Source organism: Corynebacterium dentalis (genome assembly GCF_900232865.1).
In the GTDB taxonomy this organism is placed as follows: Bacteria; Actinomycetota; Actinomycetes; order Mycobacteriales; family Mycobacteriaceae; genus Corynebacterium; species Corynebacterium dentalis.
The window spans coordinates 177,278-190,785 of the sequence record NZ_OCTS01000003.1 but is presented as its reverse complement, the minus strand read 5'-3'; the positions used below and the strand labels follow the sequence as shown (position 1 = coordinate 190,785).

Below are 13,508 nucleotides of genomic sequence, written 5' to 3'. Positions count from 1 at the left end.
AGATGGCGCGTGACAACCGGAGAATCCATTTATGGCACACGCTGCACCTTTTGTCCCCCGTCACATCGGCCCCAACGGCTCCGATACCGCTGAGATCCTCGAGTTCCTCGGTTATGAATCCACCCAGGCTCTCGCCGAATCCGCGATTCCTTCCACCATCGCGCAGCAGGGCGCAATTGGCCTTCCTGATGCCCTCAACGAGCAGGACACCCTTGCCGCACTGCGCGCGTTCGCAGACAAGAACGTGCAGAAGAAGCAGCTGATCGGCAACGGTTACTACGACACGATCACCCCAGCTGTGATCCGTCGCAACGTCACCGAGAATCCAGGTTGGTACACCGCGTACACCCCGTACCAGCCAGAGATTTCCCAGGGCCGCTTGGAGGCGCTGCTGAACTTCCAGACCGCCGTGCAGGATCTCACCGGCCTGCCGGTTGCTGGCGCGTCCTTGCTGGATGAGGCCACCGCCGTGGCTGAAGCAGTGCAGTTGATGGCCCGCGGCAATGCCAAGGCCTTCAAGAAGGGTGGCGTGGTGCTGCTGGATACCGCGCTGCACCAGCAGTCCATCACCGTGACTTTGGCTCGCGCTGAAGCTGCGGACATCCCGGTGGAGCTGGTTGAGATCACCGATGATTTCGATTTCTCCGCCTATGAAAACCTCGTGGGCGTGGTGATTTCCAACCCCGGCACCACCGGTCGCGTGCGCGATATCGCCCCGCTGATCGCCGCAGCGAAGGAGTCCGCCGCACTGGTCACCGTGGCCTGTGACTTGATGGCTCAGGTGTTGCTGACCTCCCCAGGTTCTCAGGGCGCGGACATCGCCGTGGGTTCCGCACAGCGCTTCGGCGTTCCACTGTTCTTTGGTGGCCCGCACGCCGCGTTCATGGCTTGCACCAACGCGCTGGAGCGCAAGCTGCCGGGCCGCATCGTCGGCGTATCTAAGGACGCCGAGGGCGCACCTGCCTACCGCTTGGCTCTGCAGACCCGTGAGCAGCACATTCGCCGTGAGAAGGCGACCTCCAACATCTGTACCGCACAGGCCTTGCTGGCCGTGATGGCCGGTTTCTACGCTGTCTGGCACGGCCCAGCTGGCCTGCGCGAGATCGCCACGGATATCCACGGCCGCGCAGTGTCGCTGGCCGTCGCTCTGTCCGAGGCCGGCCTGACCCTGGCGCACGATACCTTCTTCGATACCGTCACCGTGCAGGTCTCTTCCGCCGATGAGATCGTTGCCAAGGCCGCCGAGGAAGGTTTCAATCTCCGCCGCGTCAACGACGAGTTCGTGGGCATCTCCGTGGGCGAGTCCACCACGGATGCGGACATTGCAGCCCTCACCGCCGTGTTCACCGGCAAGCAGGCAAGTGTTGATTCTTCTGATTTCGACGCAAACTCCGGCCCGCTCGGCGATGCAGATCTGCTGCGCACGGATGACATCCTGACGCACCCGATCTTCCACAGCATCAGCTCTGAGACCCAGATGATGCGTTACCTGCGCATGCTCGCTGATCGCGACCTCGCGCTGGATCGCACCATGATTCCACTGGGTTCCTGCACCATGAAGCTGAACTCCGCGATCTCCATGGAGCCCATCACCTGGCCAGGTTTCGCCGGAATTCACCCGCATGCGCCTGCCGAGCAGGCGCAGGGCTGGTTGGAGCTCATCGAAGATCTGGAGCAGCGTCTGGAGAAGATCACCGGCTACGCCAAGGTATCTGTCCAGCCCAACGCTGGCTCCCAGGGCGAGTTCGCTGGTCTGCTGGCCATCCACCGCTACCACCTCTCCCGCGGCGATGATCAGCGCGATATCGTGCTGATCCCGGCTTCTGCCCATGGCACCAACGCGGCTTCCGCTGCGCTGGCTGGCCTGAAGGTGGTTGCTGTGAAGAACGCCGAGGACGGATCCGTGGATCTGGATGACCTGGATGCCAAGCTGGAAAAGTACGGCCCACAGACCGCAGCCATAATGATCACCTACCCGTCCACCCACGGCGTGTTCGAAGAGCAGGTGCGCCAGGTGTGCGAGAAGGTTCACGCTGCAGGTGGTCAGGTCTACATCGACGGCGCGAACTTGAACGCGCTGGTCGGTTTGGCTCAGCCGGGCGAATTCGGTGGCGACGTTTCCCACCTGAACCTGCACAAGACCTTCACCATTCCTCACGGTGGTGGCGGCCCGGGCGTGGGCCCAGTGTGCGTGGCCGAGCACCTCATCCCATTCCTGCCTTCTGACCCTTCCGCGGATCTGCCCGAGGGCGAAGACGATTTCTCCGCTGGCCAGCCGGTTTCTGCGGCGCACTACGGCTCCGCGGGCGTGCTGCCAATCACCTGGTCCTACATCGCACTCATGGGTGATGAGGGCCTGACCGAGGCATCCCGCATGGCCCTGGTAAACGCCAACTACATCTCCCACAAGCTGGAAGATCACTACCCAACGCTCTACAAGGGCGATACCGGCCTGGTGGCCCACGAGTGCATCTTGGATCTGCGCGAGCTGACCAAGCAGTCCGGCATCACCGCAGCTGATGTGGCCAAGCGCCTCATGGACTACGGTTTCCACGCGCCAACCCTGGCCTTCCCCGTGCCCGGCACCCTAATGGTCGAGCCAACCGAATCCGAGGACAAGGAAGAGCTGGACCGCTTCATCGAAGCGATGATCAGCATTCACCGTGAAATCCAGGAAGTTATCGACGGCAAGGTCGCCGCCGAGGATTCCGTGCTGCGCCACGCACCGTTCACCGCGTACTCCGTCACCCGCGATGACTTCGAGGACGCTGTCTCCGGCGGTCACTTCACCCGCACCCAGGCCGCGTTCCCCGTGGAAGGCCTGCGACATACCAAGTACTTCACGCCTGTGCGTCGAATCGACGATGCCTACGGCGACCGCAACCTCGTGTGCAGCTGCCCGCCCCTGGAAGCTTTCGACATCGAGAGCTAATAGCTCTCCGGACCAACCAACCCTCAAGCGAAAGGCACTCGATGAGCACCGAGAACACTGATTTGAAGCACACCGCGCTGCACCTGGTTCACAAGAAGCTGGATGCGCGTTTCACCGACTTCGGTGGCTGGGACATGCCCCTGAAGTACAGCAGCGAGCTGGAAGAGCACCGCGCGGTCCGCGAAGCCGTGGGCGTGTTTGACCTCTCCCACATGGGCGAAGTTCGCGTGACCGGACCGCAGGCCGCGGAGTACTTGAACCACGCGTTCATCTCCAACATCGCCGCCGTGAAGGTGGGCAAGGCTAAGTACTCGATGATCTGCACCGAGCAGGGCACCATCATCGATGACCTGATCACCTACCACCTGGCAGAAGACGAGTTCCTGGTCATCCCCAACGCGGGCAACGCTGATGCCGTGTTCGCTGCGATGCAGGAGCGCACCGAAGGCTTCGATGTCACCGTGACCAACGAGTCCTTCGAGACCTCCATGATCGCCGTGCAAGGCCCCAAGGCCGCTGAGGTCATGGTGGATGTAGTGGAAAACGTCACCGATGCTCCTGAGGCATCCGGCGCGGGCGATACCGTGGCCACCGCCATCGAAGGCCTGGGCTACTACGCCGCATTCCGTGGCATTGTGGCCGGTCAGCCGTGCATCATCGCGCGCACCGGATACACCGGTGAGGATGGCTTTGAGATCATCGTGGGCAACGATGGCGCCGAGGCCGTGTGGGCCAAGGCCATGGCGAAGGCCGGCGAGCTGGGTGGCAAGCCGTGTGGCTTGGCCTGCCGCGATACCCTCCGTTTGGAGGCGGGCATGCCGCTGTACGGCAACGAGCTGTCCCTCGAGCTGACCCCTGTGGATGCTGGTCTGGGCATCCTCGCAGCAACCAAGTCCAAGGATTCCTTCGTGGGCTACGATGCGATCGTCGCTGCCAAGGAAGAGGGCACCAAGCAGGCTCTGATTGGCCTGGCGGGCGAGGGTCGTCGCGCTGCTCGCGGTGGCTATGAAATCTTCACCGCCGAGGGCGAGCAGGCCATCGGCAAGGTCACCTCCGGCGCGCTGTCGCCGACACTCGGTTACCCCATCGCCATGGCGTATGTCTCCACCGAGGCCCAGGACAACGGGGTCACGGAAGGTGCCACCGTGGAGGTTGATATCCGCGGCAAGCGCCACCCGTACACCGTGGTTAAGCTGCCGTTTTACACCCGCGAGAAGTAACCCCATTTCTGTCTAGCGCTGGTGTAAAGTCTTGACCAGCGCATTAACAATTCACGCTTTGATAGGAGCTCCAATATGGCTACGTTGCCTACCGAATACCTGTACTCCGAAGAGCATGAGTGGGTGAATTCCACCTCTATCTCTGAGGGTGACACCGTGCGCGTGGGCATCACCCACATCGCTGCTGAGGCGCTGGGTGAGATTGTTTTCGTTGACCTTCCTGAGGTGGGTGACGAGGTCGAGGCTGGCGAGGCGTTCGGCGAGGTCGAGTCCACCAAGTCTGTGTCTGACATCTACGCTCCCGTTTCCGGCGAGGTTGTTGCAATCAACGAGGAGCTGGCCGATAACGCTGGTCTGGTCAATGAGGATCCGTACAACAATGGTTGGTTGTACGAGGTCAAGGTCACCGAAGCTGGTGAGCTGATGGATTCCGGCGAGTACGCCGCTGCCAACGAGTAATTTTCGTTAGCTACTTATGAGCGGTTCGGGGTTTGCCCTTGTTTTTGGGCTGTTGCTGCTCGGCCTTGCCGTGTGGATGCTTCGTCGTGCGAATTCCTCTTCTTTTCGTGCCTACGCCAACCCCGAGCCGCTTTCGCCTTCCTCTTTGTCCCAGGAGGATGAACGTCCGCCTGACTCCGAGATGGATTCCTGGCTGGAGGACGATCCCGAGCCAGAACCCGAATCGGAGCCAGAGCCTGCGGTGGACTCAGTCGCGGAGGAGACTTCCGGTTCTGGTGGACTGAGCTTCGGCGGGGCGCGCAGGAAGCGGCGCGCGTGGGCTTCCGAGCACGGCTTTGAGTATGCGAAGGAAGATAAGTCCCTGGCTGCGGCATGGCCGCGGTCCGTGGTGGGGGCTGGTCATGATTCTGAGGGCTCCCCGGTGGCGCGCGACGTGGTCAGCGGTTTCACCGAAGGGCATTTGACGCACTTTGCGGACGTGGGTGGTCACACCCTCGTGGCAATGCGCCGCGTGGATCCGTCGCCGGTCAGTGTGCATTATTCCACGGAGTTGCCGATGCCCGAGGGCATGCGCCGCATTGAGCCGCTGGACCAGCCTCCGTTTGTGGCTTATACCTCGGATGTTCGCGCGTTAGACCGTATGCTCGACGCGCGGGTGGAGGACGGCCTGCAGGCGTTATCGCAGGTTAGTAGCGAAGTGGTGTGGGAAGCGGACTGGCTGATCCTGCGGATCTCCCGAAAGTTGGACGTGAGCGTCTGGGACAAGATCCTGCCGCACGTGCGGAGCCTCGCGGACGCGGCGATGGTGCTGCCACCGGAGAGCTTGAGCATTCCGCTGGAGATGGACCTCGCCGACCAGACCCGCCCCATGCCAGGAGGAGCTTTGGTCATTGAGACTCACACGAAGGCGGTGGGCGCTGGCGTCGACAAGGAAGAAAACCTAGACGACGAAATGGCCGGCGGACACTTGCGTGCAGTACCCGACGTGGAGCCGGTGGGCGATGTCGTGGCGGGGGAGGCTGCAGAGGACGCGTTGGAAAACGAGCGGCCGGACATTACCCGTCCCGCTGAGCCTGTGGTGTTCCCTTCGCGATCCACGGGGCGCAGCGAGGGCGACCCGGAGCGATTAGAGGATTTCCACGTCGCGGATGCAGACGGTGCCGATCCGGAAGGGCACCTGCCTAAGCTGGGCGAGGATCCGGAGCACATCCAACCATCCACCGCGCGCCGAGCGCACGTCATTCGCTCGGACGAGGAGCACGAGGCGACGATCTTTGACGAGTACTCCGCCGATGATGCGGCGCACGAGGAGCCCGTGACGCCGTACCTGGATAGTGTGCAGCCGGCCGAGGGCGTGAAGTACGCCGAAGAAGAGGAAGCACTGTCTCACATTTCCCGGCTGCGGCGCGATCATCGGCGCAGGTCAGGCGGGGGACGTCACCGCGCCCCCGATGCTCGGCATGCGCGGCCGGAGCCAATCGAGGCAGTGGAGACAGAAGATATTGAGACGGTTGACGGTGAGATCGTCGACGAGGACTAGGTTTGTCCCGCCCTCTACTAGACTCTCGGGGAGAACCCGATCACAGTGGAGGAACCCTTAGATGTCCGCAGAAATTAACGCAGCGAACAAGCAGCGCCTCGCCGAGCTGGTCAAGGAGTTGGCGATTGTGCACGGCAAGGTTACCTTGTCCTCTGGCAAGGAAGCCGATTACTACGTTGACCTGCGTCGCGCGACCCTCCACCGCGAGGCATCCAAGCTCATCGGCTCGCTGCTTCGTGAGCTGACCGCGGACTGGGATTACGCCCACGTTGGTGGCCTGACCTTGGGCGCGGATCCCGTGGCGACCTCGATCATGCACGCGGGCGATAACGTGGATGCTTTCGTGGTGCGCAAGGAAGCCAAGAAGCACGGCATGCAGCGTCGCATTGAGGGCCCCAACATCGAGGGCAAGCGCGTACTCATCGTGGAGGACACGACCACCACCGGCAACTCCCCGCTGACCGCCGTGGCCGCTGCAAAGGAAGCGGGCGCGATCGTGGTGGGCGTGGCCACCGTGGTGGACCGTGCGACCGGCGCCAAGGACGTCATCGAGGCCGAGGGCGTGGAGTACCGCAGCCTGCTAGGCCTGGAGGATCTCGGCCTTGCCTAACCTGCGCCCGGCGTATCTTGCCGCCGCCGCGTTGTCCGTGGTGGCCGCCGCCATTCCTTCCGACGCCACCACCCGCCGCGTTAAGCCCACACTTATGCCGCTACTTGTGGCATCCAGTGCGCTGTTCAGTAGCGCCTCGAATCGTCGAGCTGCGGCGAACAAGCCGCTGGATACTGGGCTGCTCGTCGCGGGACTTACTGGCGGCTGGGTAGGGGACATCGTCCTCATGGGTAAGGGTTCCCGAAGTGAAGATCCTGCCGTTCGCGCGAGCAATCTCAACCGCGGCAGCGCGGCCTTCGCCATTAACCAGCTGGCCTATCATGCGCTCTTCTTGCGGGCAGGCGCACGGATTACTGGAAGGAATGTGGCGCTGAGGATTCCGGCGATGCTGGGTGGCATTGGGTTGGCGTCGATAAGAAACAAAAAAGCTCTACCAGCGGCGGTGGGCTACGGCACCGCCCTGGCGACCACCAGCGTGCTGGCACAGGATTCGCGACCCGATGCGGCGCTGGGTGGAAACCTGTTCGTGGTCTCCGACGGACTGATTCTGGGGCGGCTGACGCTGCTGCGCAATGGCTCGCGCCTGGACGCGCTGACCGACAGTGCCGTGATGGCCACCTACGTGGTGGCGCAGATGCTGCTGGTGGATCGGTTTGCCGAGTACATCGTGGGAGGGAAATAGCGTGGACGAGGAAAACAAGCCCGGCCCCACCGAATGGAACGCGCACCCCGTGGGCGTGGGCCCGTGGGAGGACGAACACCCCGGTGAGCCCCGTCCCACCGAGCAGCGCTACGACCCAGAACTGCTGGACGAAGGCGATAAGCGCAACGTGGTGGACGCTTACCGCTACTGGACGCGCGAGGCGATCGTGGAGGACATCGATACCCGCCGGCATCCGCTGCACATCGGTATCGAAAACTTCGAAAACGATTCCAACATCGGCACCGTGGTCCGCACAGCGAACGCCTTCGCCGTGGATACCGTCCACATCGTGGGCCGCAAGCGATGGAACCGACGCGGCGCGATGGTCACCGACCGCTACCAACACCTCATACACCATGCGGATGTCAGCAACGTGCTGGAATACGCCAAAGCCCACGACCTGACCGTGGTGGCCGTGGATAACACCCCCGGATCCGTGCCGCTGGAAACCGCCGAACTGCCCGAACGCTGCCTGCTTCTGTTCGGCCAAGAAGGCCCAGGCGTAACCCACGAAGCGCAGACGGGCTCGTCGATGACGGTATCCATCGCGCAATTCGGTTCCACCCGTTCCATAAATGCGGGTGTAGCAGCGGGTATCGCTATGCACGCATGGGTGAAGCTCCACGCAGATCTGCGCAATAGCTGGTAATTCTTGAGGGAGAAAAGCGCGCAAGAATTGCCCGAGGAAGGTGTCTGAAAACGGTGGACGTGCCGGTTCGTTGGGAATATAGAGCAGACCTCGCTGAACAGGCGGTGACTGAGCGTCATACCACCCGCCTGTGGGGACTCCCGCGCACAAATCTGGCCGTTATCGCCTGGCCACCAACCACACGCGATAAGTTCTTCGTCCGCTGGCACTACTGGTGGCAAGCGCACTACCTGGACAATCAGGTGGACGCGGCACAGCGCCGATGCACTAAGTCCCGCATCCAGACGCTGCGTCGCACCATCCGCGCGATCAAGATCCGCAACCTGAGCAAGCTGAGCAAGAACAACTACTACGACGACAAAGCCTGGCTCGCTCTCGCCCTGACCCGCGCCGAAACCCTGCCCAAGTTTGGAGCCATCCGTGGCCGCAACGAACTGATTCAGAACATCTTCGATGGCGTGGACAGCCTCACCGGTGTGCTGCCGTGGCGCACCAACGAGAACTTCTACAACGTGCCCACCAACGGCCCCGCCGCGATCCTCGCTGCGCGAGTGGGGGAGCTGGAGCTCTCCGAACACCTAGTGGACTGGGTTTTCGATAACCTCATCAGCGAAAAAGGCTTGGTCATGGACGGCCTGCACATGCGCATGCACGGAGCGCAGAACGCCGTGGATACCCACTCCTACTGCCAAGGCGTGATGCTGGGTGCGTGCACGGAATTGGCCATCGCCCAGCGCAATCAAGCCGGAGTGCAGACCGGCGAGGTCTCCAGCGTGGGAATCTCGCACATCACCCGCGTTCACCAGCTGGTGGAGGCCGTGGATGAGCACATGGCCAACAAAGTCGGCGTGATCAACTGGCGCACCGGCGGCGGCGACGGCGGCCTGTTCAACGGAATTCTCATGCGCTACCTCGCACTCGTGGCCACCTCCTTGCCCGGCACCAGCGAAGCTACCCAGCGCACACGCCGCCGCGCCAAGCAGCTGGTGCTCAACACCGCCGAAGCCATCTGGCTGAGCCGCCTGGAAGTAGACGGACTGCCTGTGTTCAGTGCCAACTGGGAAAAGGACGCGGTGCTGCCCCAGGCCGGCGGCCTGATCGGCGCTACCATCGCCGGCGCCGTGGCCAGCTCCGACATCGCCGAGCGGGACCTGTCCGTGCAACTGTCTGGATGGATGGCCATGGAAGCCGCGGCCAAGGTGATGCTCGCGGAGTGAATTCGGAGCTGGCGTCGAAAAACAAAACAGCCCCCAAATTGGGCCTAACACGGACAACCCCAACCCCACAGCGCCTGCGAAACAGGCATAATCCAGGGTAGAAAGTCTGCAAACTCACAGGAGGCATCCATGCCAATTGCAACCCCGTCTCACTACCAAGACATGCTCGACAAGGCCAAGGAAGGCGGCTTCGCATACCCCGCGATCAACTGCACCTCCTCGGAAACCATCAACGCAGCCCTCAAGGGCTTCGCAGACGCTGAATCCGATGGCATCATCCAGTTCTCCATCGGCGGCGCAGAATTCGGCTCCGGACTCAACGTCAAGAACACCGTCGCAGGCGCCACCGCCTTGGCAGCATTCGCACACGAGGCGGCAAAGCACTACGGCGTGAACGTTGCCCTGCACACCGACCACTGCCAGAAGGAAAAGCTGGACAGCTACGTCCGCCCACTCCTGGAGATCTCCCGCAAGCTCGTGGAAGCCGGCGAGAACCCGCTGTTCCAGTCCCACATGTGGGATGGCTCCGCAGTGCCCATCGATGAGAACCTCGAAATCGCCCAGGACCTGCTGGCTAAGTCCAATGCAGCCAACATCATCCTCGAGGTAGAAATCGGCGTGGTCGGCGGCGAAGAAGACGGCGTGGAAGCCAAGGCTGGCGCCAACCTGTACACCACCGAAGAGGACTTCCGTAAGACCGTCGATGCCCTCGGCACCGGCGAAAACGGCCGTTACATGCTGGCCGCAACCTTCGGCAACGTCCACGGCGTGTACAAGCCAGGCAACGTGAAGCTGCGCCCAGAAGTCCTGGACATGGGCCAGAAGGTAGCCTCAGAAAAGCTCGGCCTGGATGCCGGCTCCCAGCCATTCGACTTCGTCTTCCACGGCGGCTCCGGCTCCGAGAAAGAAAAGATCGAAGAAGCACTGCGCTACGGCGTGATCAAGATGAACGTGGACACGGACACCCAGTACGCGTTCACCCGCCCTGTCGCTGGCCATATGTTCAGCAACTGGGATGGCGTGCTCAAGGTCGACGGCGAAGTGGGCAACAAGAAGGTCTACGACCCACGCTCCTACCTGAAGAAGGCAGAAGAGGGCATGAGCGCCCGCGTTGTGGAAGCCTGCCAAGACCTGCACTCCGCAGGCACATCGACCGCTAAGTAAGGCATATATGAGTGAGCAACTACGTGGCGGGCGGGACCTCTTCGGCTCCGAGAAGCCAGAGGTTCGTCTGCCAGAAGAGCTGGCCACGGCAGTAAACGCCGAGGTCGCGGGCGCCAGCGTGGAAGCGCTGGAAGCCTTGGCTGAGGAGAACCCGAAGGACAGTGGCGTGTGGGCAGCGTTGGCCACACGCCACCTGACCGCCGGTGACGCTGTGACCGCATACGCCTGCGCGCGCACCGGCTACCACCGTGGCCTGGATGCGCTGCGTGGCAACGGTTGGCGCGGAACCGGCCCCGTGCCGTGGGATCACATGCCGAACCGTGGCGTGCTGCGCGCCATTGGCGCGCTGGTTTCTGCGGCGCGCGCAATCAACGAGGAAGAGGAAGTTATCCGCTGCCTCAACCTCCTGCATGACTGCGATCCAGCTGCCGCTCCCGCGATGCGTTTGCTGGATTAGTTTTCCGCCGTGCGTAGAGCTGCCGCGGTAGTCGTTCTGGCGGTCTCGCTGCTGTGGTTGTCCACGGTGGCGTGGCCGCCGGGGTTGACCGCGACGTGGCCGTACGTGGGGTTGTTGCAGGCCACCGTTTTTGTGGCCGCCGTGGGAGCGGTTTTTGGTATTGGTCTGCTGAGTTCTTTTGCGCGCGCGGGGGCGTTTGCTCTGGTCGCGCTGCTTCTTGTGGTGGTTGTGCCGCGCGTTCCCGCCCCTTTTCTTCCCGACGCCAACTCTTCCACCCTCCGCGTCGTCGCCCTCAATACCTACTTTCAGCGTGCTGAGGATGCGCAGATTGTTGAGAGGCTTGAGGAGCTGGATCCGGACGTGGTGATCCTTTCTGAAACGAGCCCGGAGGAGACCGCGGCGGTAATTGAGGGGACGGGGCTGGTGGCTGCTGATGTGGGTGGCGGTGCTGGTGCGGGCGGTGACGGCGGTGACCTGGCTGGTGGTGCGGGTGGTGACCTGTCTGGCATTCGTCCCGGACCAAGTGGCGCCGAAGGGGTAGCCATCTTGGTGCGGCCTGAGCAGGATTATTCATCTCAAGGGGACTTGGGGCTGACACAGTTTCAAATGCCGTCGGTGCTGCTGGGTGGTTCGGGTGGTTCGGGTGGCTTGGGCAAACGGCCAGCCGGAACTCAGATTGTCGGGGCGCACCCGTTGACGCCCATGCCGGATACCGTGGAGAGCTGGGATCAGGGGCTGCAGAACCTCGGTGGCTGGATTGATGAGTTTGTGGCTGAGAACCCGACGGAAGAGGCGGAGTCTGCGTCGAAAGGACTGGTCGTGGCGGGAGACTTCAACGCCACCCGGGCGCATCCCCGCTTCCGTGCGCTGGGGATTCAGGACTGCACCGGGCATCTGGCGCACACTCCGACGTGGCCTGCGAAGCTTCCCGTGCTGCGGCTGGATCACATCCTGACTACCGGCCAGTGCCATGACGGCGGGCAGTTTAGGGTCGCGGGGACGGATCACCGCGGCGTGTGGGCGGACATCACGCCGTAGCCTCGCTGCCCAGACTGCTCACACTGACAGCCTTGATTCAGCGCCCAGGCTCAGCGCCCAGATTCAGTGCCCAGATTCACAATTCTTCCCCAACAAGTTTGCAGCCTTAGCGTTTCCTCAGGTCGATGTTGCTGGTGGGATTTGGCGGGAGCAGTTGGGGAAGAATTGTGAAACCTAGTCATTGCTCCACGCCAGGCCGCCCGCCCTCCACCGGCTTGGACTAATCCCCAGCGGGGAGGCGCGCAGCCTTTCCAGTATTTCCTGGATCTGCAGGAGGAATAGGTCCGAGCGGAAGGAGCTGGCGTCCACGCGAAAAACCACAAAGCCCTCGTTCTGCAGCAGCTTTTCCCGCACTCTTTCGGCATAAAGTACCTGCTCGGTGGTCATCGACTGCCGCGAGTTGCCGTTGAGGTGATACTTCTCCGCGCCGTCGTATTCCACGATGAGGCCGCAGGCGAACATGAAATCCACGCGCCCCAGAACCATCCCTAGGTCGTTGATGATCTCGACTTGTTGATAAGGCGCGGGGAGGCCGGCTTCCCACATGCGGATCTTGAGTTCGGATTCCCGCGGGCTCTCAGAAAAGCGCGTGACCAGTGATAATGCTACCTCTGCCGCCGGCTTGCCGTGCCGCTCTCGCAGCAGTTCGGCAACTTCCCGCATGCTGATGTCCTGGTGTCTCAATGCGGATTCAATGCCTACGACAGCCTCATTCAGTGGGCACCACAGCGCCAGTTCTGCACACATATCTGCCGGGGAGCTCACCCTCAGGTCGCCAAATTCGGTGCGCATCAGCAAGCTGCGCGTGCGGTGGCTGGCGGGGAGTTTTCGTGTGCGGACGGGGAGGGGAGTCTCAGCTCTGAGCTGGTCCTTGAGTGGGCGCGGGGGAGGGCGTAGACGGCAGGTGCTTGATTCTGAGCCGAGTTCGATGGGCAGAGTTGTGGGGTGGTGAGTGGGCGTGGCTAGCCCGAGCAGGGCGGCAGCCGAGCGGCCGATGACAGTCAGCTCGGGCTGGCATAGTGCTTCTGCTGCGATTCGTGTGTGGAGCTGCTGCTGTGGGGTGAGCGTGTTCCATCGCTCGCGGATGACATATGCACCGGGCCGGATTCTGGAAATGCGAAACTGCCTGCGCAGCGTGGCGATCTGCTTGCGTTCTGCAGCATTGAGATGGCGAGTGATGATCAGTACGCCCCCGAGTACCTTCATTCTCCTTAAATTGGCACACGTCTTGGGGGTTTGCTGGGTGAGGGCTCGCCCAGATTCACAATTCTTCCCCAACAAGTTTGCAGCACTAGCGTTTGCCTAGGTCGGTGTTGCTGGTGGGATTTGGCGGGAGCAGTTGGGGAAAAATTGTGAAAGTCGCGCCCAGCACGGCCAGCAGCGCACGCTCGCCAGAACCAGCCCAGAACACCCAACCCCCATGCCCCCCACATTCTGCAATGAGCAAAACTGCCACCGAGCCCACCGAGCCCACCGAGCCCACCGAGCCCACCGAGCCCACCGAGCCCACCGAGCCCAC

At 62.5% G+C, this 13,508-nt stretch carries 12 protein-coding genes; 11 read left to right on the top strand and 1 reads right to left on the bottom strand.

The annotated features are described in order from the left end of the window. The first annotated feature begins 31 nt into the window (after positions 1–31). From gcvP to CS919_RS03885, 11 genes are all read left to right on the top strand, one after another. A complete protein-coding gene (gene gcvP / locus CS919_RS03935; protein WP_099298187.1) occupies positions 32–2,932 on the top strand; it encodes an aminomethyl-transferring glycine dehydrogenase in 2,901 nt (966 codons plus the stop codon). Positions 2,933–2,973: 41 nt separating this feature from the next. Continuing rightward, positions 2,974–4,152 carry a glycine cleavage system aminomethyltransferase GcvT gene (gene gcvT / locus CS919_RS03930; protein WP_099298186.1) on the top strand — a complete coding sequence of 393 codons (1,179 nt, stop codon included), beginning with the start codon at positions 2,974–2,976 and terminating at the stop codon, positions 4,150–4,152. A gap of 75 nt (positions 4,153–4,227) precedes the next feature. Continuing rightward, positions 4,228–4,611, top strand: a complete 384-nt coding sequence (gene gcvH, locus CS919_RS03925) for a glycine cleavage system protein GcvH (protein WP_099298185.1) — start codon at positions 4,228–4,230, stop codon at positions 4,609–4,611. A 16-nt stretch (positions 4,612–4,627) separates the two neighbouring features. Then, a complete protein-coding gene (locus tag CS919_RS03920) occupies positions 4,628–6,151 on the top strand; it encodes a TtfA family protein (RefSeq protein WP_099298184.1) in 1,524 nt (507 codons plus the stop codon). A gap of 61 nt (positions 6,152–6,212) precedes the next feature. After that, positions 6,213–6,761, top strand: coding sequence for an orotate phosphoribosyltransferase (pyrE, locus tag CS919_RS03915; protein WP_099298183.1), 549 nt, complete (start codon positions 6,213–6,215; stop codon positions 6,759–6,761). Next, positions 6,754–7,443 (top strand): lysoplasmalogenase family protein, encoded by a 690-nt coding sequence (locus CS919_RS03910; protein WP_234990796.1) that lies wholly within the window; start codon positions 6,754–6,756, stop codon positions 7,441–7,443. Before pyrE ends, CS919_RS03910 begins: the two co-directional genes overlap by 8 nt. A gap of 1 nt (position 7,444) precedes the next feature. Beyond that, a complete protein-coding gene (locus CS919_RS03905) occupies positions 7,445–8,113 on the top strand; it encodes a TrmH family RNA methyltransferase (protein WP_099298182.1) in 669 nt (222 codons plus the stop codon). Between the two features lie 53 nt (positions 8,114–8,166). Further along, complete coding sequence (locus CS919_RS03900) at positions 8,167–9,330, top strand: glycoside hydrolase family 76 protein (protein ID WP_306345840.1); 1,164 nt, start codon at positions 8,167–8,169, stop codon at positions 9,328–9,330. A gap of 129 nt (positions 9,331–9,459) precedes the next feature. Continuing rightward, on the top strand, positions 9,460–10,494 hold the full coding sequence (fbaA, locus tag CS919_RS03895) for a class II fructose-bisphosphate aldolase (protein WP_099298181.1): 1,035 nt from the start codon (positions 9,460–9,462) through the stop codon (positions 10,492–10,494). 7 nt (positions 10,495–10,501) lie between these two features. Beyond that, on the top strand, positions 10,502–10,951 hold the full coding sequence (locus tag CS919_RS03890) for a DUF3151 domain-containing protein (protein WP_099298180.1): 450 nt from the start codon (positions 10,502–10,504) through the stop codon (positions 10,949–10,951). A gap of 9 nt (positions 10,952–10,960) precedes the next feature. Continuing rightward, positions 10,961–11,989, top strand: coding sequence for an endonuclease/exonuclease/phosphatase family protein (locus tag CS919_RS03885; protein ID WP_099298179.1), 1,029 nt, complete (start codon positions 10,961–10,963; stop codon positions 11,987–11,989). Between the two features lie 174 nt (positions 11,990–12,163). Here CS919_RS03885 and CS919_RS03880 read toward each other — a convergent pair whose 3' ends face one another. After that, positions 12,164–13,195 (bottom strand): putative endonuclease domain-containing protein, encoded by a 1,032-nt coding sequence (locus tag CS919_RS03880; protein WP_099298178.1) that lies wholly within the window; start codon positions 13,193–13,195, stop codon positions 12,164–12,166. Between the last annotated feature and the right edge of the window lie 313 nt (positions 13,196–13,508).

What these genes read in the sequence shown, in the direction of transcription:
- CS919_RS03890 (WP_099298180.1), top strand. Translation starts at nt 10,502, where the DNA reads ATGAGTGAGCAACTACGTGGCGGGCGGGACCTCTTCGGCTCCGAGAAG.
- gcvP (WP_099298187.1), top strand. Translation starts at nt 32, where the DNA reads ATGGCACACGCTGCACCTTTTGTCCCCCGTCACATCGGCCCCAACGGC.
- pyrE (WP_099298183.1), top strand. Translation starts at nt 6,213, where the DNA reads ATGTCCGCAGAAATTAACGCAGCGAACAAGCAGCGCCTCGCCGAGCTG.
- gcvT (WP_099298186.1), top strand. Translation starts at nt 2,974, where the DNA reads ATGAGCACCGAGAACACTGATTTGAAGCACACCGCGCTGCACCTGGTT.
- gcvH (WP_099298185.1), top strand. Translation starts at nt 4,228, where the DNA reads ATGGCTACGTTGCCTACCGAATACCTGTACTCCGAAGAGCATGAGTGG.
- CS919_RS03920 (WP_099298184.1), top strand. Translation starts at nt 4,628, where the DNA reads ATGAGCGGTTCGGGGTTTGCCCTTGTTTTTGGGCTGTTGCTGCTCGGC.
- fbaA (WP_099298181.1), top strand. Translation starts at nt 9,460, where the DNA reads ATGCCAATTGCAACCCCGTCTCACTACCAAGACATGCTCGACAAGGCC.
- CS919_RS03880 (WP_099298178.1), bottom strand. Translation starts at nt 13,195, where the DNA reads ATGAAGGTACTCGGGGGCGTACTGATCATCACTCGCCATCTCAATGCT.